The 20,781-nt window shown below is 62.2% G+C and carries 16 protein-coding genes and 3 pseudogenes; 11 read left to right on the plus strand and 8 right to left on the minus strand.

Translation table 11 applies throughout. The features are described from left to right. Nucleotides 1-119 precede the first annotated feature (119 nt). The 5 genes from E9229_RS03585 (at nt 120) to bcp (ending at nt 4,844) form a co-directional block, all read left to right on the plus strand. Complete coding sequence (locus E9229_RS03585; RefSeq protein WP_183509912.1) at nt 120-1,160, plus strand: polysaccharide deacetylase family protein; 1,041 nt, start codon at nt 120-122, stop codon at nt 1,158-1,160. A 39-nt stretch (nt 1,161-1,199) separates the two neighbouring features. Beyond that, nucleotides 1,200-2,600, plus strand: a complete 1,401-nt coding sequence (locus E9229_RS03590) for an NAD-dependent epimerase/dehydratase family protein (protein ID WP_183509913.1) — start codon at nt 1,200-1,202, stop codon at nt 2,598-2,600. Next, the gene (locus tag E9229_RS03595; RefSeq protein WP_246380344.1) at nt 2,593-3,108 is read left to right on the plus strand and encodes a methylated-DNA--[protein]-cysteine S-methyltransferase; all 516 of its coding nucleotides are present in this window, start codon (nt 2,593-2,595) and stop codon (nt 3,106-3,108) included. The genes E9229_RS03590 and E9229_RS03595 overlap by 8 nt, the downstream gene beginning before the upstream one ends. Before the next feature lie 107 nt (nt 3,109-3,215). Further along, nucleotides 3,216-3,641, plus strand: a complete 426-nt coding sequence (locus E9229_RS03600) for a hypothetical protein (RefSeq protein ID WP_183509915.1) — start codon at nt 3,216-3,218, stop codon at nt 3,639-3,641. 726 nt (nt 3,642-4,367) lie between these two features. After that, nucleotides 4,368-4,844, plus strand: coding sequence for a thioredoxin-dependent thiol peroxidase (gene bcp / locus E9229_RS03605; RefSeq protein WP_183509916.1), 477 nt, complete (start codon nt 4,368-4,370; stop codon nt 4,842-4,844). A gap of 275 nt (nt 4,845-5,119) precedes the next feature. Here bcp and E9229_RS03610 read toward each other — a convergent pair. After that, nucleotides 5,120-5,703, minus strand: a pseudogene (locus E9229_RS03610) (recombinase family protein). Nucleotides 5,704-6,353: 650 nt separating this feature from the next. Here E9229_RS03610 and E9229_RS03615 point away from each other — a divergent pair. Next, nucleotides 6,354-7,100: pseudogene (locus E9229_RS03615) on the plus strand (formylglycine-generating enzyme family protein). Between the two features lie 213 nt (nt 7,101-7,313). On the opposite strand, the gene E9229_RS03620 reads toward E9229_RS03615, so the two are convergent. Further along, entirely contained in the window at nt 7,314-8,420 is a 1,107-nt protein-coding gene (locus tag E9229_RS03620; protein ID WP_183509917.1) for an AAA family ATPase, read from the minus strand. Nucleotides 8,421-8,746: 326 nt separating this feature from the next. After that, a complete protein-coding gene (locus tag E9229_RS03625; protein ID WP_183509918.1) occupies nt 8,747-9,088 on the minus strand; it encodes a hypothetical protein in 342 nt (113 codons plus the stop codon). 1,176 nt (nt 9,089-10,264) lie between these two features. Here E9229_RS03625 and E9229_RS03630 point away from each other — a divergent pair. Continuing rightward, nucleotides 10,265-10,747, plus strand: coding sequence for a hypothetical protein (locus E9229_RS03630; protein WP_183509919.1), 483 nt, complete (start codon nt 10,265-10,267; stop codon nt 10,745-10,747). Nucleotides 10,748-11,712: 965 nt separating this feature from the next. After that, on the plus strand, nt 11,713-12,108 hold the full coding sequence (locus E9229_RS03635; RefSeq protein ID WP_183509920.1) for a hypothetical protein: 396 nt from the start codon (nt 11,713-11,715) through the stop codon (nt 12,106-12,108). Between the two features lie 194 nt (nt 12,109-12,302). Here E9229_RS03635 and E9229_RS03640 read toward each other — a convergent pair whose 3' ends face one another. After that, complete coding sequence (locus tag E9229_RS03640) at nt 12,303-13,286, minus strand: hypothetical protein (RefSeq protein ID WP_246380346.1); 984 nt, start codon at nt 13,284-13,286, stop codon at nt 12,303-12,305. Between the two features lie 357 nt (nt 13,287-13,643). Next, nucleotides 13,644-15,048, minus strand: a pseudogene (locus E9229_RS03645) (IS1380 family transposase). Nucleotides 15,049-15,158: 110 nt separating this feature from the next. On the opposite strand from E9229_RS03645, the gene E9229_RS03650 reads away from it, so the two are divergent. The 3 genes from E9229_RS03650 (at nt 15,159) to E9229_RS03660 (ending at nt 16,703) form a co-directional block, all read left to right on the plus strand. Next, on the plus strand, nt 15,159-15,464 hold the full coding sequence (locus E9229_RS03650; protein ID WP_183509922.1) for a DUF1801 domain-containing protein: 306 nt from the start codon (nt 15,159-15,161) through the stop codon (nt 15,462-15,464). Between the two features lie 146 nt (nt 15,465-15,610). Next, nucleotides 15,611-16,135, plus strand: a complete 525-nt coding sequence (locus E9229_RS03655; protein ID WP_183509923.1) for an RDD family protein — start codon at nt 15,611-15,613, stop codon at nt 16,133-16,135. Nucleotides 16,136-16,346: 211 nt separating this feature from the next. Then, the gene (locus tag E9229_RS03660) at nt 16,347-16,703 is read left to right on the plus strand and encodes a VOC family protein (RefSeq protein WP_183509924.1); all 357 of its coding nucleotides are present in this window, start codon (nt 16,347-16,349) and stop codon (nt 16,701-16,703) included. A gap of 430 nt (nt 16,704-17,133) precedes the next feature. On the opposite strand, the gene E9229_RS03665 is transcribed toward E9229_RS03660, so the two are convergent. The 3 genes from E9229_RS03665 to E9229_RS03675 form a co-directional block, all read right to left on the minus strand. Beyond that, nucleotides 17,134-17,850, minus strand: coding sequence for a PIG-L deacetylase family protein (locus tag E9229_RS03665; protein ID WP_312855588.1), 717 nt, complete (start codon nt 17,848-17,850; stop codon nt 17,134-17,136). A 351-nt stretch (nt 17,851-18,201) separates the two neighbouring features. Further along, nucleotides 18,202-19,602, minus strand: coding sequence for an allantoinase AllB (gene allB / locus E9229_RS03670; protein WP_183509926.1), 1,401 nt, complete (start codon nt 19,600-19,602; stop codon nt 18,202-18,204). Then, the gene (locus E9229_RS03675) at nt 19,599-20,771 is read right to left on the minus strand and encodes a glycerate kinase (RefSeq protein WP_183509927.1); all 1,173 of its coding nucleotides are present in this window, start codon (nt 20,769-20,771) and stop codon (nt 19,599-19,601) included. The genes allB and E9229_RS03675 overlap by 4 nt, the downstream gene beginning before the upstream one ends. Nucleotides 20,772-20,781 lie beyond the last annotated feature (10 nt).

The raw sequence follows: 20,781 nt of genomic DNA on the forward strand, positions 1-20,781 counted from the left end.
GCACGGACCGATTCCAACGATTCGGTCACGGCCACCCGCCTGCTGTTGTCCGATTCCTGCGGTGCGCCCACACTGGGGCTCAGGCCTGCGGCCCAGACCACCGTCACCAGGGGGAGTCAATGTGGGATCCGGTAACGAAAGACCACGCGATCATCCGCATCGCGGGAACGTTCCTGCTCATTGCGGTGCTGGCGGCAGGCCCGGCGGGCATTGCTTCGGTCACACCGCCGCCTTCCGTGGCAGCAGCCCCGGCTTCAGCCCCCGCCGTGGCTTTGGCGGGGGGCTTCGCCGCGGCAAAGCTCCCGTCCTCGCTCACCACCACGGCAGCCCTGCATCTACGAACCGGCAGCGGCACCTCGTTCAGGATCCTACTCACCATCCCGAAGGGCAAGGCGGTCAGTGTCCTGGCCAAGGCTGCCAACGGCTGGTACCGGGTCCGCTATGCGGGAAAAACCGGTTGGGCCAGCGGCAAATACCTGGGTAAGGGGAAGCCGGGCGGATCATCGACTCCGCACCTACCGCGCGCCCACCAGAACAGCGGCCCGAACAGGTCATCCAGGGTCGTGCTGACCTTCGACGACTGCCCACGCACCCTCACCGCCTTCACGGCGGCGATCAACTACGCGTCGAGGCACGACATCGCGCTGGTCCTGGCTCCCACGGGAGATTGCCTCACCTCGTTCAAGCACCGCTACGGAGTGGACCTGGCCGCACGCGCCCGGGCCAAGGGCCACTGGGTGATCAACCACTCGGTCTCGCACCCTGACCTGCGCACGCTTTCCTGCGCGCAGGCCGCCGCCCAGTTGCGCGGCACCGGGGTTCGCACCAACTACGGACGTCCTCCCTATGGCGCCATAGACGAAGGAGTGCGCTGCGCATATGCCAGAGTCGGAATGAATATTTGGACCTGGACCCGAGACACCCTTGACTGGAGCACCAAGTCGAAGTCCACCACCATTGCCCGGGCCTCAGCGGCGAAGCCGGGCGACACAGTGCTGATGCACATGGGGTGGCAGGGCTTCGCTCCCGACTCGATCCGCCAGATCAAAAAGGGCCTTGACCGGCGCGGAGTGGAGCTCTGCCGCGCCTACCACGGGGCCAACGGGACGGGTCCGGTCTATCGCACCCCGCGGCTGCTCCCCGCCTCGCTGCCCTGCTGAGTGTCCGCAGGGGCGATGCCCGGGAACTATGCTGGGCCTATGCTCTGGAACCGCACGCAGTCGCATTTTTTCGCCCTTGAACCCCACCAACTATGGGACGTATTAAAGGACCCGTCGACGCTTCCGCGGTGGAACCGGGCGGTTGCCGCGCTGGTCCCTCGCGGCGAGGAGACCGGACCGGGCACTGAACTGGATCAGGTCCCGAATCCCCCGCTATTCGGCGCGATCCATTCGCGCACCGCACCGCCGGCGACCATCACCCGCTACGAGGAGGGGCGGGCCCTGGCCTGGCGCCAGCCGCAACCCGGCGGCGGACTGATTGTCAGCTGGGAGATCGATTCCGAGGCCGGGGGTACCCGGCTGACCCAAATCGTCTGCGTTGCCGGTCCCGGCTCCCCCGTCTTCGTCAAAGCAGCGGCCCGTCCGCTGGCCTCCCGCTTCGCCGAGAACTGCGCCAGGCTTTACACCCTGGCCGGAGGCGTTCCAAGCACCGGCCACAAGGTCGTCATCGCCGGAGGCAACGGCTGTCTAGGTCGGGCGTTGGCCGCGGACCTGTTATGCCGCGGGCACGAGATAGCCATCCTGACCCGCAACCCACTGCCGGATTCACCATTCCGCCAGGTTGCCTGGGACGGCTCGTCCACCGGATCTTGGGCCGCGGAACTGGAATCTGGTGGCGGCCCCATCTCATTGGTGAATCTGGCCGGCAAGCTGGTCGACTGCCGACCCACGGCGGATAACATCGAGGCGCTGCGGGATTCCAGGGTCTCCCCCACCAGGCTCCTCGTTCGGGCCTCGCGGGAACTGAGCACGCCGCTGACCCACTGGGTGCAGGCCAGCACCACGGCCATCTACGGCGACGCGCACGATGCCCAGCTCTCCGAGGACTCGCCGCTTCCCCTCGGTGCCGATGCGCTGGAGCAGATGACCGGTGTGGCGCTGCCGTGGGAGCAGGCTGCCCAGGGCGCCAACTCCGGTTCGCTTCACCTGTTGCGGACCTCGATCGTACTGGCCCAGGAATCCCCCGCCTTCGACCGGCTCGCCCTGCTGGCCAGGGCTGGTCTGGGCGGAAAGGTAGGCAACGGCAAACAATGGGTGAGCTGGATCCACCTGGCCGACTGGCTGCGCGTGGTCCGCGCCTGCCTGGGCCTAGAGCCGGGCTTGGACGTCCCCGACGGCCCTGTGGTTGCCTCCGCCCCGCATCCTGTCACCAATCAGGAGCTGATGCATGAGTTGCGCACCCGGCTCGCCCCGGGCCCGCTGAAGAAACATTCACTGGCGACGCCGACGCCGCTAGTGCGCATCGGTGCCGCAGCCCTACGCACCGACCCGGCACTCGGGCTGACCGGCCGCCATGTGACGTCACACGTGCTGGCCGAGATCGGCTTCGAGTTCGCCCAGCCGGCGCTGAGCCCGGCCTTGGATGAGCTCCTTGGCTGAGTCGCTGCGGCATCTGAGGGCCGGTTCCCCGGTTGGGGAGCTCACCCTGGTGGCCGCTGGCGACGCCCTGGCCGCCGTCTACCTGCCCGCATCCTCGCAGCACCCCGCGCCCGAGCAGCTGGGAGAACCAGCCAGCGGCTACGATCCCCTCCTCGAGAGGGCGGCCCGGCAGCTGGCCGAGTACTTCACCGGAAAGCGCCGGAACTTCGACCTGCCCCTTGAGCCGGAAGGCACCGCCTTTCAGCGGCGCGTCTGGTCGGCCCTGTCCCGGATCCCGTTCGGCGAAACCCGCACCTACCTGGATCTCGCGCTGGAGCTCGGCGATGCCAGACTGACCCGCGCCGTGGGCACTGCAAATGGGCGCAACCCGCTGTCCATCGTCGTTCCCTGCCACCGGGTCATCGGCAGCGACGGGTCGTTGACCGGTTACGCCGGTGGCTTGCCAGCCAAGTTGCTCCTGCTACGCCTCGAAGGAAGTGCCCGGGAAGCCGAACCTACGCTTTTCTAGGTTTCACCTTGAGTCTCCAGCTCCTGCGGCTAGGCTGGCATAGGTGGGGAAGCATGCGACGGTTTGCCGCGCTTCCGGATTAGGCCTGCGGTATCGAGGTGCCCTCCATGACACAAACTGCCATCGTTTATTTCGCTCGTCGTGCCGCCAGTGTGCAATATGCCCGGTGGCTTTCCGACCGATTGGCATTCCTGAGCAGGCGCGCCCAGCTCCTGACGGTGGCCAATGCCTCGGCCCACGAAGTCGTATTCTTCGATGTCGTGGTGCTCATCGGCCCCATGCGCTGGGGTCGGATGCATGGCATGGCCGTAGCCAAGGCGGTGGCCCCGATGCGCCCCACGGCCATCCTGGTCACGGGACCGGCCCCGGCACACCGGGTGCTGCGGCTGCTTCCGGCCGCGGTCCGGGACGAGGTGGCTGTTTTCAACCTCCCGGCCAAGGCCGAGGAAGCCGCCTCCGTCAATGCCGCGGCGGAGTGGGTCCTGGCCGCGACCCCGCCCCGACGCGGACCTCCTCGGACCCTCTCCGGCTGAGCGTTCACTTTCGGGCTCCGCGATCTATTGAACCAACGAGGGGTCGAGATCGCGGGCCCCGGCAGCTCGTCTTCGTGGTGTCCTGAAAACCGAAGCCTCGGGATTAAACAACCGAGTCTGCCCACCGCCCGTTGCTCCATACCCCCTCGGGTGACCATCGAAGGCGTGAAGAGCCCCTGTGACCGCCCCACGGACCTACCCCCATCTCAATCCCTGCGTCCGCCTTGGGCCGTCCACGTCCGCTAGCAGAACCTTGTTCGCCTCGATACTGGCAGCGCGCTTTGGGGCTGTCCGGTCACCCTGCCGGGTTGGGGCGTCCGGGTATCACCTTCCTGTCGGAACTCGCCGCCGGGGCGAACCGGGACACTGCCATAACTGCACTTCATTGCGTTGAATCCGGGCCCGGGACGGATCCGGGCACCGGAAAACCGGGCGACAATCCGGCCCGGCACCCCAGCACGTTCGCCGTTACCGAGGAATGGTGCGAGACAGCCCGATAAAGAATTATCGACTCGCAGGCGAATCCCAGTCGGCCTGGCCCCGCCCATTGGCCTCCGCCTTGCCGGTCGAGGCCGAGGGGACACCCCTGCCACTTTGAGGAGATACGGTAGCTCGAGCATCTCCCGGAATGGCGCCCGAAGTTCCCGGTTATCCATTCCCTTCGTAAGAAAATATTCGTAGAATGATAGTGACATTTCACTGTGCGAAATTATATGGAGGTTTTCCATGAACAACACCCAGGCGCGACTCCAGCCGGGCAATACTGCTCCAGACTTCTCCCTCCAAGACTCCGAGGGGCATACCGCCTCCCTGGCGGACCGCAAGGGCCGATCAGTGGTCGTCTATTTCTACCCCAAGGCAGCCACCCCCGGTTGCACCACGGAAGCCTGCGATTTTCGCGATAATCTCAGCGCCCTTCAGGGTGCCGGATATGACGTGCTGGGCATCTCCCCCGACGGTGGCGAGGATCTGCGTGCCTTCGCCGCGGCCGAGAACCTGACCTTCCCACTGCTCTCGGACCCCGATGCCGCGGTCGCCCGGGCCTACGGCTCCTATGGCGAGAAGGAAATCAACGGCAAGAAGCTCACCGGGGTACTGCGCAGCACCATCGTCGTGGGCCCGGATGGCACGGTCACCCAGTCCGAGTACAACATCCAGCCCCAGGGTCATGTGCGTGAACTACGCGCCTCACTGGGCATCTAGCAGGAATTCAGCGAGCCTCACGCCCACCACGACGACGGTCCCGGCGAACTCTCCGCGGGGACCGTCGCGGGATTTCATGTCCTCGCCGGGACACCGCGCGCGTAGCGGAAGAATCCTGGTGGCAGGGCCAGACCAAGTGGGCTTCCTTCGCCGGCATTTCCCGGGCATCAGGCACAGGGGCCAATACGGGGTCCGGTCTTACTGGTAACGCCCGGAAATTCACGCTGAGAAAGTTCCGATGTCGATTCCGGCGTGGAGGGTGGAATTTTGTGGATCTACGTGGTGGCGTCGCTGGCGCGCTTGATGGCTCGGTAGACGGTGGATCGGACCACTCCGAAGAGTTCGGCAATTTCAACGGTCGTGTGTTTCCCCGCCAGATGCACGGCGAGGAGATGTTCTTCCTGCTTCTTGGAGAGCTTGGGCTGCTTTCCGCGCAACTTTCCCTTGGCTTTGGCGACAGCCGTCCCTTCACGGGTTCGTGCCCGGATCAGGTCTGCCTCGAACTCGGCAACCATGGCCAGGACATGGAACAGGAGTTTCCCTACGGGGTCGGTGGGGTCATGGACGGAGCCGCCGATGCAGAGCTTGACTTCGCGACGGGTGAGTTCATCAACGATGTCCTTTGCATCGCGCAGTGACCTGGCCAGGCGGTCGAGCTTGGTCACGAGGAGGGTATCCCCGCCCGGCAGGCCGCCAGGGCTTGCCCCAGTCCAGGACGTGCCCGGCTTGTGCCAGTGAGGCCCTGGTCAGTGAAAGTCTTTTCAGGTGACACACCCATCGCCAGTAGCGCGTTCTTTTGGGCGGTGAGGTCTTGGTCGTTGATGGATACGCGAGCGTATCCGAGGAGGAGCCTGGTCATGATTTTGAGTGTGCCGTTTAGCCCCCCATCACCGGGCTTTTTCTCGGGCATGATATACGGGAATCCGGCACCTGCGGTACCACGAGGATTCGAGAATTTCCGAAGTCCTCCTCACTCACTCCGGTGAACGACCGGCTTGCGGGACTGCTAACGCCCACATGGAATCTCTTTGGGAAACGTTAGCCGGACGTTTCAATGTCAATCCACGATCCCCAACACATCTAACTGCCTCGATTTCGCCTCGCCCGTTCCACCAAGATGACGATCATTAATGCGGCTACCATTATTACCACGTTGCCGATCATCAGAGGATGCAGCAGGTTTGGAACCGCAACAGCCAGTACTCCCATCGCAATCATCAGGATTATCGCAGGCCCAAGTATTGCTAATCTCAACTTAAACACGCCGCACTCCTGATGGTCCCCAATTGAGTTCTAGCTTTGCGTCAGATATCCGAACCGTACCCGACAGTCACGTACCCGCCAATGGCATTGACGAAAAGCCGGAACGAAAATGCACTGATCATCGAAGCGTCCCGCAGAGCGTTCCTCAAAGGAACTGCCAAAGTGCGACTTTTCAGCTCCGACGGGTGCGTGAATCCACGGGTCGGTCTCCGAACTGGTTACGGGACTACATGGGAGCATTGTGAAATGTCTACGTTTGATCTTCGCCCTCTACCGGCCGGACAAGTGGAACTGCACGACGCGCGACGGCAGCGCCGTTGGGTTGTCGAGCTGGAACCATTCGAAATCGGGGCCGTCCCTGTCACCACAGCCCAGCACGCGCAGCTGATGGGTAATATCGGACCAGCATCCCAATCGCCACTAGTGGATATTAATTGGCTGGACGCCGTCAAGTTTTGTATTGCAGCGTCAGTGGGCGAGGGCCTTGACCCTGCCTACGCCTTTGACACAGGTGACGTGATTTGGCGAACTAGAGCCTCCGGTTACCGCTTACCCACTGAAGCTGAGTGGGAATATGCGTGCCGCGCTGGCACCGTTGGGCCACACTAAGGACCCCTCGATGCCATTGGCTGGACAGCGAATGACAAACTGGAAAATCCGGAAGACGTGGGCCTAAAACAGCCCAATGCCTTTGGACTCCACGACACCCTCGGAAACGTCTGGGAATGGTGCTGGGATCTGCTCGATCCCGCCCGGTACGGCGATTACCAAGTTTTTCGTGGGGGAGGTTTTGCTGACAAACAGTGGAGCGTGCGGGCCTCGACGCGTCGCGGCGGTGCGTCTGGGATGAGTCACCCAGATCTCGGCCTACGTCTGGCGCGGGGTGCCTTCCAAGATGCGGTAACAGTTCAAGGCTGGTCAGCGGAGGCCGATTCTGAACGTGGAAAGATCACTGGCATGTTGCCATCAGGGTGGACGCCCAGGCACCACTAACTCTGTTCAATATGGACCAGCTTGTGGGCATACCGGTGAGCGTCAGCAGGAGGTTCCTCAACCGACACAGCGATACTTCTTCAACTAGAAAAGCTCGCTTTCTCCGGCATACGCGTCATGGCAGCTCTGAACAGATGCCTGAACTCAAGGGTTTTCGCACTTCTCCCTAGATGACAAAAGACAATTGTGATTGGTTAACTGCAACGTCCAGCATCAGATTCCGACGACATACTCGCGTAGGCCGGGTATCGCGAAATCAATCAGTCCTCGACCCGCGGGCTGGATGAGCCCAGCGTCGATGAGCCTAGCTCGGTAGTTGCCGATCGTATTTTTTGCGTCTCCGAGACGCATACCAATCTCAGCAGTGCTCGACGGCCCATCATCTTCGGACATTGCCTGTAAGAAGTCGATATCTTTGGGCGATGCCGTGGCTAATGCCGCAGCCAGCACTACGCGCGTGTTTTTCCGGTGCGCGGCAGCCAAAGCCAGATCAACACCAGCTTCTGTCAGTGGGGTTTCTTTTGATTCTGCTACTTGCCACAAGTGGTATCCCACCAGTTGTATGAGGAATGGATAGCCTCCGGTTGATTTGGCTGCTTTCCGAATGAGCTTCGGAGAAATTGGGTGTTCTAGGCTTGCGAACGTCGCTAGGTAGGAGTCTTCAACCTCACGGATTGCCGCGGCATGCAAGTCGATTCGGTCGGCCCGGCGGAGGAACGTTGCGACGCCTTCATTGAGTAGATCAGAGACGGCTGCTGGTAAGCCTGCAAACAACAACGCAATAGGCAGTCCTTGACGGATGAAGTGCTGCACGAAGGCAGCCAGCTGCGCAAGCTCATCGCGGTTGGCCCCATGAATCTCATCCAAGGTGATAATCAGCCCGGTGCGCTTCTCCTCCAGCAACTGCAACAGCTGTTCGCCTAGTTGCCGCCATCCTAATTGCTGAGCTGGGGCCAACTGTGAAGTAATCGAGAAGCCTGCGGCTCCAATGCCTGTAATTTTCCGGCCCTTCGGCCCCTTTCCCAGTTCTTCGGCAGCTGAACGCATGGCTTCACCTATTCGGCCCAAGAAACCAATCGTTGCAGTCTCTGAAACCACTAACCATCCTTGGGCACGCGCGATGTCTTCGGCTTCCCCGAGCATGACGGTCTTGCCGATACCACGGGCTCCGGTAAAAATAGTGAGCAAGCCGGGGGCACCGGATCTAATTTGTAGTCCGTAAGAGAACTCGTCTAGCAGCCCAGCTCGGCCGATGAGTTGTGGCGGCTCGGCTCCTGCCGTGGGACGGAAAGGATTCTGAGTTGCTTGCTGACTGGCCACGAATTCTCCTGTGAATAGCTGTGTACCCAGTGTACCCCTGTGTACAAGATGAACAGGCGTGTACTCAAGTCTTCCAGCCACATCGGCTGAATCTGAGAAAGCACGTCACTAAATGCACGGTTCAATTTCGCGTGTCAGCTGACCCGTACGAGGTTCCCGAGTGGCACACGCCCGATTGTCACTCAATGCCCCGCATTGATTTCGGTTAACCATGGGCCAACCGGCTTACGGGCGTTCGATTGCGGACAACGGCACCTGAGCCCAATGTCAGGAGCCGGCCAGTCCGGGGAGGCCGCAAAGGGTAGCTGGCATCAGGCCCGAAGTTTTCATTGCTCGGACTTGCTGACCCTGACTGAATGTATTTCAATCCCCTCACTTTCGGTGGGGTTCTCTCCGTATATGCGAACAGCGCTCTTTTGCATGTGCATCCCATCGGGGCTTTGAGTGACTAGGGCCGGCCCTTCTGCGAATACCTCAAATTCCCTGCCATTGCATTTTGCCTTCGCCCATTCAAGAACTTCATCAATTCCCTTCGCCTCAGTTATGCACGCTGATTCTGACCGGAAACCGGCGTACTTCCCGGATGGCGCATCCCAAAAACGAACGAAAAACGTCTTTGCGGAAATTCGAACTTCCAGCGCAAGCAGGTCCGATGGAGTCACCTTCATGCTGCCCCAGCTCCTTGGTAGTAGAGGTTTTCGCGACCCATCTGATTGTGGAGGATCTTCTCAGTTCAAACTAGCCGTCGGCGGGAGTAATTCGAAAACCGCGAGGAATCTTCAATCCACCTTTTGCGCAAAAACCGCTGGAAGGCTACGTTCGGCCTACCAGCGAACATCTCAGGGGGGAAATGGGTAAGAAACTACTGTCTGCCACACTGATCTGCAGCTTAGCCGGGATCGGCTTGGTCGCAGGATCTGTGGGGGCGGCGGCACCGGCTTCAGCCGCAGTGATTGTGTCTGTGTGCACAGTCAAAACGAACTACGCGCATGGGTCTACGCACGTTAGCGGCACGATTAATGTCGAAGGCAACATCAATTGCACCGATGTCATGCCAGAGATCTATTTGCGCACGACCCTGAGGAAGACCAGCAACAACAAGAGCTGGCAGGGAACGCCAAAGGACTATTTCAACGCTACGACGTTCTCTACGTTTGCCAGCACCAGTTGCAATCGAGCGCCTGGAAGCTTCCGTGGCGAAACCTACTATTCACTACGTTTCCCGCCTGGCTACACGCCAGCGACGGCAAAAGGGACGGTTAGCGGGGCGATAACGTCCGTGAACTGCAATGGGGCGAATTTGCTACCAGAGCAACCACGAGAAGCGGAGACCGTGGTCGTCCGCTCGACCATCATGGCCCCAGGATCGCAGGTGCCCAACCCGGGAAGTGTTCAGCCGGAGCTGTTCTAGCGAGAAAAATTACCGGGAGAGGTGAAGGGGTAATAAGCGCCCGTCACCTTTTCCTGCGTGACAGCAATGGGCCGAGTAAGACGCCTTGTTGGCAGAGCCAGGAGTACCGCTCTACTTGCTGATTCCGAAACGCAAGGCCACGCTGAACGACGCAAATCTGTCGTAGTCCACGACTTGAACGCAGAGCCCAGGTCCATGCCGATCTTGCCCCCCTGCCCGCCGCAAAACTGCCCGGTGAGGGTTCGACAAACGGGACCGACGAAGGTTCACAGTCTTCATCAGCGGGTTCGGCGCTGACGATTGTGGTGATGCCGAACGGATGGTGCACGTCCTACAGCGGTTCCAAGTATGCCGGGCCGAGCAGGATCAGGGTCGCGGATGTTAGGGTTCAGCAAAGGGTGGGACTTCTTGGCAAGCACCTGGGCAGGAGGCGATGAGCGTGAAGGCGGACGAGGTAACGATCGGATCCTACCCACGGGATGATGTCTTCAACTCCTGGGTGAAGGATGGACTGGTCAGAGCAGGAACAGCAAAGATCAGCGTCCGCATAGCCGACGGTTCACTCAAGCGGGTCGGTGAGCTCATCCTTGGGAGTCTTGACGTCCTGCATCCTGCCGTCGAGGTCGGCGCTGAGATCATCATCGACCTACACGGGCAGTTCGATGGTCAGGTTTACGAGCGGCAGGTCACTTTCTTCGCTACCGGCGACGAGGGTCATGACGTGTACATCTCCGCAGTTGGTCCGGGGGCACGCGCAGAGCCTAAAACAGGTCGCCTATTCAAGAAGACCCGCTACTGTGGTTTCGAATTCGGCGTGCTGGCCATGGCAGTGACGACAGAGCAGGGCACACGCGTGACGAGTCGATCAAGTCCGCTCATCGAGCACGGTCCCGGTGATGGCGTCGCCCCGAGCTGACAGCATTGGTCTTGGGCGGACGGCCACACACAGACCTTATGCCCCCCAGCCCAAGACGGAAACGCCCTCGAAACGGATCGATCACCATAAACGTCCCTCCCCAACGATCAAGTGCTCGCAAGGCGTTCCACTATCGGACACTTCGTCTGGTGCGCCTTGTCCCAGCCGGACACCGATCTGGATCCCTGAAGAATCGTGCTCGTGGTCTGGAGCCTGTGTCGTACTCCAAACCCGCTTCACGATCAGCAGCTGCAATTTGTTCATGGAAGCGCTTGTGCACCCAGTGCCGCTTGCCGAGCAAACGGACTTCCGCCCAGCGGCCAGAGACCGGGCCAAGCCGGGTGTTCCTCGTCATCTGGCCGGCTAAGGCTTGAGGTTTCGCGCCGCCTGACCACTTGGAGCTGTCGAGCACGTAGATTGCTTCAGGCGTCACAACGACGCATCGGTACTCGTTCCCGAACATGAGGCCGGTTAGATACGTGACGATGAAATAGAAGAAGCTCGGTGCCGCCTGGGCGATGAAGGCTTGGCGGATCTCGCTCCCCACGGGCAGGAAGGGCAGCGCTCGTTCCACGAGATTCGCTCGCGGCATGACGGGCCTATCGGGCTGTGGGGGCATGCTCCAAGAATACGGCAGGCGCATGCACTTACGGGCCTGTGTCGACGTACTCGCCGCACTGATGCAGGGGCGTCTCGTACGGAACAGCCCTGGCGGGATGGGAGGCATCATCCGCCGGTCGCCGCCGCGGTCGTTCGTCTCGTCGCCGGTGACAGTTCCCAAGTGAAAACGACAAACACGGACCCCTCATCTGCACCATTCTGTTTTCAGTGCGCCACCTGCCGGTCCTATGCAGGACACAAACTTCAATCGCTACGAAGCCTTGAACCGACTATGGCTTCAGCCTCCGACCAACGACTTCCAATGCGTGTTAGATTCGGCTTTACCGACAGTGAAAGGCCTAATCATGAGCCCAATAATTCGTCTGGTGAGTTTTGCCGACAGTGACAACGCAACCACCGGTGAAACAGTAGAAGTGTCGGTGCGGCATGAGGCCGAACTCGACAACGGAAAGCTGGTTTTGCTTTTGAATGACCGCGGGTGGTGTTCCAGCGGTCATTGGTCCGAAGTCCGGCAGCAGGAGATCGAGGAAACGGTCCGCGTTGTTGTGGGACCCGATGAGCCCTATGGCGAGGAGAACGTAGAAGAAGCAATAACCGGACACTGGGCCTACATACAAGATATCCTGACCCAGCAGGGAATCGAGGTCAGGGTTTCTGAGTTACGGGAAATGCAGCATGACGTGGTGCTCAGCAAGCGACTCCAGGATCGCCTAGGCATTGGCAACAACCATTCAGGCTGAGCCAGCCCTACCCGGACATCTGGCGGCGTTCTAAAAGCGCGCACGTTCGCCAGATCAACGCCCGGTAAAGGTTCCTGCTGCGGGCATGAAATCGCAGTGCAGGCGCCTTCGGACATCAGTACTGTCGACTTTGGAAAATGACACTCGTTCCCGGTACAGGAAGCCCATAGGCATACGGCCCCGCGCGCCCAACGTCACTGGGGGCGATTGAGCACGTCGCCATCACAAGTCAGATCGGCGCCGGTTCGAATCGGGAGCACTTCGAGACCCGGCGTTCGCATGAGCTCGTGGATGAGTGCCGCGGTTCCCGCAACGAGCGTCGAGTCGAAGTCGATCTCGGTGGCGAGCACCCACGCGTGGTCCTCGGGCCACAGGATGCTGGGCGACTGCGCCCACATTGAATCATCGACCCAGGGCACCTGGTCGGGCCACCTGACATCGGCGAAGCCGTTCGCCCCGGCCTCGAACAGAATATAGTTCCGCCCGGTGCCACCATGCAGGTCGAACCGCGGCCCTGCTGAGACCTCACGCGCCAGCAGCCCGGAGCCAGGTTCGGGCTCGCGGGGAGCGAGCCCCGGAAGTGCCTCGAACATCGACCGCGCACCGGCGATCCCTTGTCGTGCGGCCGAAGTAAGCCGTTCGGGCAGCGACGGACCGGCGGGGTGCGCAGCATCTTCATCGGTGTAGCGTGCTGGCATTCCGCCGCTTGGCTCGAACCCGAAGTGCGCTACTCCTGCCGAGCTCACCAGACCACCCCAGCCATCCCAAACGGCGGCGATGCCGGCATCCGGAGTCGCGGTGTGGCGGGCCAGAACTTCGGATGCCACCGCAAGCGAGGCGGCATCAAGATTGCCCTCGGACGTGCTGCCGTAGCGCCAACCGTCTGCGGAGATCGCCCCGTCGGCATTTCCATAGTCGCGCCGCACCAGCCGTGCATACTGCGCCTCGGGGTGCATGGTCGTGTTGAATGATGCCGCAGCCTTCGCCCACGCGACGCGCTCCGTCTCGAGCGATGCCTCGATGTCCTGGACACTGTTGAAGCATGTCGACTCGTCAACACCCCGCCACGTCTTCGTGTCTCGCGGGCGGTCGCGCTCGACGGGATGGAACACCCGCGCGTACATCTCGAAACCGCGGGGCACAATCGACAGGATGCTGCCAAACGGTTCGGCTTCCATGGGACGAAGCCACTCGCCCCGTGCGAGGTCAGGCACCCACTTGAAACTTTCTGACATGCACCCATTCTCCACCAGCGCCATCGGTGTCGTCCGCTAGCGGACGATCCGTATCGCCTTGGGCATCTGGGATCGTCAGCATCTAGCCGACCATCCGATCACCCACACTTTCGCAGGCTGTCGTTTAACGAAGCAACCCCGAAGCTAAGCCTTGATCCACCGATCCGCCCCCGGTCGTCGTCTGCTGACGACGGACGGGGGCGGTTTCGTTTTTGGGCACGGGAAGGGCGCCAGCCTCTCTGCCGGCGGGTGTTCCACGATGGTTTCCTGGTTGCGCCGCAGAGGGCTCGGTGAACGGTTCTAGGCGATTTGGGGTGGGGCGTGCACGGAAGTGAAGAGCCGTTCCCCTTCGGTTTCCCAGGGCCAATCCAGCGGAAGCCGGAGCTTGGTTTTCCTGGCACTGCGCGCGATGCGCGCCGGAACCTGGATGAGCGTGCGCCGGACCGTTGCGCTCCTGGCCTTGGCTGGCCTTGGCGAAGGTGCCGCCGGCCAGGATTCCGGTGGCGCGGGTGAGGTTGTAGGCGATGGCCGCGGCCACCAGCCAGGCACTATTGGCGCCGAAGTGCCCGGAGGGCATATGGGCCAGTGCGCTGTCCTTCAAATCTGCGTTGACCTGCTCGATGACCGCGTGTTGGCGGTGGGCCTTGTCCGCCGCGACGGTGTCCAGGACACCGTGGTCCACGGTGGTGAAGAACGCGTGGAAACGGTGGCTGTCAAAGAGGGTGCCTTGCCCGGCGGCCTTCTTCGGGTTCAGTTCCGGGATCCGGCGCACCACCAGGCGCCCGGGAACCCGTTCGGCTTTCTTGCGGGAGGTGAACGCGGTGAAGCCGGTTTCGGCGACCTCGGCGCTGGAGACCAAAACCCCGGTGGATTCGTCAAGGATCGCATCGGTGTAGTGGATGGTCTCCCAGGCATCCTCCGGGATCGTGGCGATCGCCCGCTTCACGGCCGGGTCCATGCGCACCGTCACCGAGACCTGCGCGCCCGCCTTCAAGGCCGCCGATACCGGCCCGTGGCCGTAGTAGGCGGAGTCGAAACGGCACAACACCTTCGATCCGGGTTGGCAACGTGTGAGCGTGCCCAGTGCCTCGGTGACGAACTTCTTGGCTCCGCGGGCGGAGTTGGCTGCGCCCTTGCGCAGGCGTTGGGCGGCAATGAACGGCACCGCGTCCTTCGTGGATGCTGTGGCCAGCAAGGCGTTGAGCCCGCGCACCCCGGAATATCCGTAGCCCGAGCCCTGCTTCTGGTAGCCGTGGACCTCGATGATGGTGTCATCGACGTCGAGGTAAACGTAGTCATCAGCGGCAACATCACCCAGCAGTGGGGCCTTGCGGTTCAGGCTCACCAGGAACCTGGAGGCCACGGCATCGAGCTGGCGTACGTGCCCGAAGGTGAAGGAGCGCAGGAAGGACCCCAGGGTGGAGGGGGCATAGCAGGCGGTGAAGACCTTTTTCATGGCTCCGTGCCGCAACAGGGCCATATCGTCAATGGAGTCGGCGCCGGCCACCATCCCGGCCACGAGGGAAGCAATCTTTAACCCGGGGTGGGCACCTTTGTCGGTGGGCACGCTGAGCCATTGGTCAGTCAGTTCATGCAGGCCTGAGTCCCGGGCCAGGACCATGGCCGGCAGCAACCCGGCGGTGGACACGAGGTTCGGTTCGTCGAAGGAAACTGACACGGCGGAGGGATTGTGGGAAACTTGCATCTACGAGATGTCCTTCATTTCAGGAATGTTGCTACTGTCGCAAGTTCAATTTTCCCTGATACGACGGGCATTTCGTGGTTAAAACGCCGAGCAGCTCCCAAATCTCATCGGTGGATCAAGGCTTAGTGCTGCTGGAGGAAATTCGTGCGCTACCGACTCCGCTGGAAGAGAGCATCAAATGGCGCAACCCCTACTTCGACTACAACGGCGCAGTCGTGAAGTGGTACGTAGCTAAGGCGTGGCTCAACGTCTACTTCTACAAGGGCTATCTGCTCGAGGACTCGGAAGGCTTGTTCGAGCAAACCGACGACCTCCGGATCAGGACGGTCAAGATTACCCAGGCCCGGCCGTTGGACCGGGTTTCCTTTGCTGCGCTTCTGGATGCCGCGGTCCAGCTCAACACACCGGGCGGGTAGATGGCACACCGGTGGCATGGCGTCGTACCCGGCGGCCGCGGAGGCGGATCCGCAAATTCGAAAACCTCTTGATGAGGTAATTCTGTCTCAGTAGCCGGGTTGGCTTTCCAACGGTCCCATGCCGAGAGGCTGCTAGGCTCACAAACGTGAGTCGATACCCCTGGAGACGTTTGGTGGCTTGTCTTGTTGACTGGCTGCTGGTCCTGGGATGGGTGGCTACTACTGCCGCAGTGGGGATTCCCTTGTTTCTCAGCGGCGTGACAAGAGGATTGTCGGTCGTAGCACTGAATCTCGTCGCAACACTTGTGTTGGTGGCCCCGGTGACCGTTGGCCTGGCTGTGCTCGAATCAGGCGTTCGGGAAGCAACTATTGGCAAGCGCGCTCGTCAGCTGATTGTCGTCAACGTCACAACGGGCCAGCGCATATCCATGAAACGCGCACTCCTTCGCAACGCCTTGAAGATAGCCTTGCCATGGACGATTGGCCATGCAGCCGTGTATGGGATCGTCCGCACGAGCATGACAGGCTCTGTTCCGCCCGCTATCTGGGTTGTGACTGCAATTGCCTACGTTCTACCAATCGCATACGTGGTCTCTCTGTTCATCGGCTCAGGACGGACACCCTACGATCGAATTTCCGGCACGTCTGTTGTCATCCACACCCCCGTCTAAATCAGCGACACCGGATCAAGAAGCGCTCTCAATCTCCTGTTTCCCGCCCGCAGGACGGTCCTCTTACGATGATCGCGCACGACCTGCGATGTCGGGTTCGTCGTACACGAGCGCCTGTCACAGATTGGTCCGGCTGGCGTTGGGCCGTATGCGGTGGACAGCCATCGGTTCGAACGGCACGATTAAGGGACATCGACGACTGGAGAAGCCCATGCACGTCATCCGCGTGACGATTGACCTCACGGTACCCGACATAAAGGAGGCGAGGGCCTTCTACGCGGACTACCTCGGGCTCGACGGGGAGGACTTGGGCCTCGACTGGGTCACCCGCTTTATCGTGCCCGGCTCCGGGGAGCACATCCAGCTCGTATCCCGAGATGCGACGGCGTCCGAGAATCCACTGCTCACCTTCAAAGTCGATGATGTCGACGACGCCTACGCTGAGGCCCGTCGACGCGGCTACGAGGTTGTTCATCCCCTGACCACAGAGCCGTGGGGCATTCGCCGGTTCTTCGTCCGCGCACCCGACGGGACGGTGCTAAACATCGCCCAGCACCGCGACCACTAAGATCGCCCAGCACCGCTGGCGACACCAGCTATCCCGACCACGGCTTAACTGGCGTCTCGGACTCGACGACGGGCTCAGCCGACCGCACCCGGACCCGTTGCAGATCCCCCGCAGGGCTCGGCGAACCATCCCGCAGAGGGTTCCCCTCTGGAACTGCCATTGTGCGACTTTTCGGCCCCAGCGCGCGCATGAGTCCACGGGCCGGTCTCTGACCGGCTTGCGGGGCACTCTGAAATGCCTATCCGGACGGACCCCTTACGGGTGCTTCCCGGCGGCCTGCTCATCACTATGAAAATCGACCGCCATGGAACCCATTCAACAGTCCGCTGACTCCTTAGCGTGAATTTCCGGGCAATTCTTCCCCAGACCCCAATACCTCAAATCCATATCGACGCGGGAGCGGGGAATACCCCCGCAGAATCACCGCGCATCACCCCATCGGCAGGACGCGCACACCCAGCGCGTACTCGACTCCGGCCTCTCGACCTGTATTTGTCAGCAGACCGGTGAGCAGTTCCCGTGCCGATACATGATCGGGCAAAGCCGAAAGATAGACCTCGTGCGCATTGAGTGAGGCGATGCCCATTTCCAAGGACTTCTCGCTCACGGGAATGGCGTGGGTGTTTTCCGTCCCGGTGACCAACAGCCATGAAACCGCCCAGGCCCCCGGATCGCTTTCCGCCTCGTCAGGGCGGAACAGCCACGGATTATCGGCATCTCGGATCGCATCAATCACGCCAAGTCCCGCTGCCCTGTGATCAGCATGGTTGAGCCCCCACGGCACCTCCAACTCCCACGTCATGGTCAATACGGCATCCGGTTTGAACCTGCGGATCTGGTGGGTTATATGAGCCCTTACTTCAAGGTCTGCTTCCAACAGGCCATCGGGCAAATCCAAGATGGTGAGATCCGAAACCCCGACGATTTCACAGGCCCGGCGTTGTTCTTCAGCGCGCAGGGGGCCCACCGTGCGCGGATCCATTCCGCGGATGCCTGCCTCTCCCGACGTCAGGAGAAGGTATCCCACCTCGATCCCGCGTGAGCGCCATTCGGCTACGGCAGCCGACGCCCCATATTCCATATCGTCAGGATGGGCCACCACGCATAGAACACGTTGAATTTCTGAATCGTTCAGGTACGGAAGCACTGCGGCTCTCTCTCCATCTGATGAACTTGCGGAATTGCCATTGATGGGTCGAGTGTAGGGGAACATGGCCGGAATTTCACCGCTGGTACGGCTCGGCTGAGCGCAAACCCAGACAGGGGACATCGGCCCCCGGCACCCAAGCCGTTCCGGATCACCCGGACCGGTTTTGGCATGCTGCCAACCGATGCACCGTTGCAGCGGAGAAGGCACTGTCGGCGACGGGGCCGTGTCGAGGCACTGCTCCATGGGGAAACTTCCGGAGAGCGCCGTTTCACCGCCCCCGGAACATCGCCCATGCCGCGATACGGCTAGGACGACGTTACGGGTCGGGCCGGCCCGTCTCCCGGGCGCCTAGGCCTGGCCCCGGCGCAGCAACTGTCCATGCGGGGTCTGGAAATCCACTTCCGCTCCACGCACGAACGTCCGGCGCACCTTCCCTGCCAGCGCCTTGCCCTGGTAGGGCGAAATCGGGTTGCGGTGGTGTAGCGCATCGACATCGACCACGTAGCTTTCTTCCGGCGCGAAGACCGAGAAGTCTGCGTCGTAGCCCAGCGCAATGTGCCCCTTGTGGGAGAGCCGCGCCAGTTCGGCCGGCTTGTGCGCCATCCAGGAGAGCACTTGCTCCAAGGCGATGCCGCGGCGCTTGGCCTCCGTCCAGATCAGCGAGAGGCCCAGCTGAAGCGAGGCTACCCCGCCCCAGGCCACGCCGAAATCGCCGTTTTCCAGGTCCTTCAGATCCAGTGTGGAGGGCGAATGGTCCGAGACGATGCAGTCGATGACTCCATCGGCGAGACCCTTCCACAGCAGTTCGCGGTTGGAGGCCTCGCGGATCGGCGGGCAGCATTTGTATGCGGTGGCCCCGTTCGGGATCTCCTCCGCCAGCAGGGTGAGGTAGTGCGGGCAGGTTTCCACGCTCAACTTCACCCCGTCTCGCTTGGCACTGGCGATCATCGCCAACGCGTCGGAGGAGGACAGATGCAGGATGTGCGCCCGAGCACCGGTCCAGCGGGCACGTTCGATGACCTCGGCAATGGCCACGTTTTCGGCCCCACGGGGACGGGAGGCCAGGAATCTTCCGTACTGGTCGCCCTCCGCGTTCGGTGCCCGGTCGATGGCCCGCGAATCCTCGGCATGGACCAGCATCACTGAATCGAATTGGCGTAGTTCGGCCATGTCCGCTTCCATCTCGTCCGGCTCCAGGTAGGGGAATTCATCGACACCCGAGTGCAACAGGAAGCACTTGAAACCGAACACCCCCTCGTCGTGCAGCTCGCGGAGGTCCTTCTGGTTCCCCGGGATCGCTCCGCCCCAGAAACCGACATCGACAAAGGCCTGGGTTTCGGCGGCGGCGCGCTTCAACGCAAGCGCCGCGACGTCGACCGTCGGCGGGATCGAATTCAGCGGCATGTCCACGATGGTGGTCACCCCTCCAGCGGCGGCGGCCCGGGTCGCCGAGGCGAAACCCTCCCATTCGGTCCGTCCGGGCTCGTTGACGTGTACGTGAGTGTCCACCAGGCCCGGAATCATGACCTCATCCGGGGCAAGTTCGACGTATTCGCGTCCCTGCAGTCCGTTTCCTAGGGGTTCGATGGCGATGACCCGGCCATTGCTGATGCCTACCTCGCGCCCGACGATCCCGGCGCCGGTGAGCACTCGCGCACCGCTGATAACCAGGTCGTAGACGATCCGCGTTTCGGCGTCCTGGCCCTGCGCCGACTGCTGCCCCGCGCTGGTTTCCGTTGTATTGCTCATGCGCTGATTCCTCCTTGATTCGTTGTGACCATCATCTCTCCTTCCAGCAGCCCGCGGGCAATCACGGCTCCGGCCTCGGCCACGAGCCGTGCAGCATCCGCCATGCACACCACGGGATCCGGTTCCAGCGAAGTCAGGGATACCACCTGGCCGAAGCCAGCCCCGCGGGTCTGGTCCTCGTCGAGCAGGCTGCGCCCGCATACCGCATGTGCGGGGATTCCCGCGGCGGTAGCCACGCTGGCGACCCCGACCGGCGCCTTGCCGGCGAGGCTTTGCAGGTCGAGGCTTCCCTCGCCGGTAATGACGGCGGCGGCCCCGGCCAATGCTGCATGCAGCCCGGTCAACTCAAGGACCACGTCGATGCCGCGGCGGCGTTCTGCCCCGAGCACAGCCAGCGCGGCGAACCCGGCCCCACCGGCTGCACCGGCACCGGGCAGAACCGCGGCCGCCCGCGCCCGGCCCTCCCCCAAAGCAACATCCAGGACGGACACCCAATGCTCAAGTCCTGATTCCAGGGTGGTCACTTCGGCGGGCCCGGCACCCTTTTGCGGCCCGAATACCGCAGCTGCCCCGTTCGTACCCAGCAACGGATTGTCCACGTCGGCGGCCAGCACGAATTCGGTCAGTTCCAGGCGGGGGTCCATCCCGGCGAGATCAACCTCGTGGATCAGCCCCAACCCGCCGCCGCCCTGGGGTACCGGGTTCCCGGCGAGGTCCAGCAGGCGCGCCCCCAACCCCCGCAGGAGGCCGGCCCCGCCATCGGTGCAGGCACTTCCCCCCACGCCGAGCACGATGCGCCGGGCCCCGGTGTCTAGGGCAGCGGCAATCAGCTGCCCGGCGCCCAGGCTGGTGGAGCCCAGCGCATCGAGCGCGCCACCGGGCAAGAGATCCAGCCCGGAGGCGGCCGCCAGTTCGATGACGGCGCTGGCGCCGTCGATCGCGATCGCCGCTTCAAGGTCACGGCCGGTGGGCCCTGTCACCGTATGCCTGGATTCCCTGTGGCCGGCCTCGAGCGCCGCCGCCAAGGTGCCTTCGCCGCCATCTGCAACCGGGATGAGCACGGTACGGGCATCTGGAAGCACACGCTCGATGCCCTCGCGCAAGGCCCGGGCCACTTCGGCCCCGGTGAGTGAACCCTTGAACTTGTCCGGGGCGATTACGATCAACATGGCCGCAAGC

This window comes from Paeniglutamicibacter cryotolerans (genome assembly GCF_014190875.1).
In the GTDB taxonomy this organism is placed as follows: Bacteria; Actinomycetota; Actinomycetes; order Actinomycetales; family Micrococcaceae; genus Paeniglutamicibacter; species Paeniglutamicibacter cryotolerans.

What these genes read in the sequence shown, in the direction of transcription:
- E9229_RS03585 (WP_183509912.1), top strand. Translation starts at nt 120, where the DNA reads ATGTGGGATCCGGTAACGAAAGACCACGCGATCATCCGCATCGCGGGA.
- E9229_RS03590 (WP_183509913.1), top strand. Translation starts at nt 1,200, where the DNA reads ATGCTCTGGAACCGCACGCAGTCGCATTTTTTCGCCCTTGAACCCCAC.
- E9229_RS03600 (WP_183509915.1), top strand. Translation starts at nt 3,216, where the DNA reads ATGACACAAACTGCCATCGTTTATTTCGCTCGTCGTGCCGCCAGTGTG.
- bcp (WP_183509916.1), top strand. Translation starts at nt 4,368, where the DNA reads ATGAACAACACCCAGGCGCGACTCCAGCCGGGCAATACTGCTCCAGAC.
- E9229_RS03625 (WP_183509918.1), bottom strand. Translation starts at nt 9,088, where the DNA reads ATGAAGGTGACTCCATCGGACCTGCTTGCGCTGGAAGTTCGAATTTCC.
- E9229_RS03630 (WP_183509919.1), top strand. Translation starts at nt 10,265, where the DNA reads ATGAGCGTGAAGGCGGACGAGGTAACGATCGGATCCTACCCACGGGAT.
- E9229_RS03635 (WP_183509920.1), top strand. Translation starts at nt 11,713, where the DNA reads ATGAGCCCAATAATTCGTCTGGTGAGTTTTGCCGACAGTGACAACGCA.
- E9229_RS03640 (WP_246380346.1), bottom strand. Translation starts at nt 13,286, where the DNA reads ATGGAAGCCGAACCGTTTGGCAGCATCCTGTCGATTGTGCCCCGCGGT.
- E9229_RS03660 (WP_183509924.1), top strand. Translation starts at nt 16,347, where the DNA reads ATGCACGTCATCCGCGTGACGATTGACCTCACGGTACCCGACATAAAG.
- allB (WP_183509926.1), bottom strand. Translation starts at nt 19,602, where the DNA reads ATGAGCAATACAACGGAAACCAGCGCGGGGCAGCAGTCGGCGCAGGGC.
- E9229_RS03675 (WP_183509927.1), bottom strand. Translation starts at nt 20,771, where the DNA reads ATGTTGATCGTAATCGCCCCGGACAAGTTCAAGGGTTCACTCACCGGG.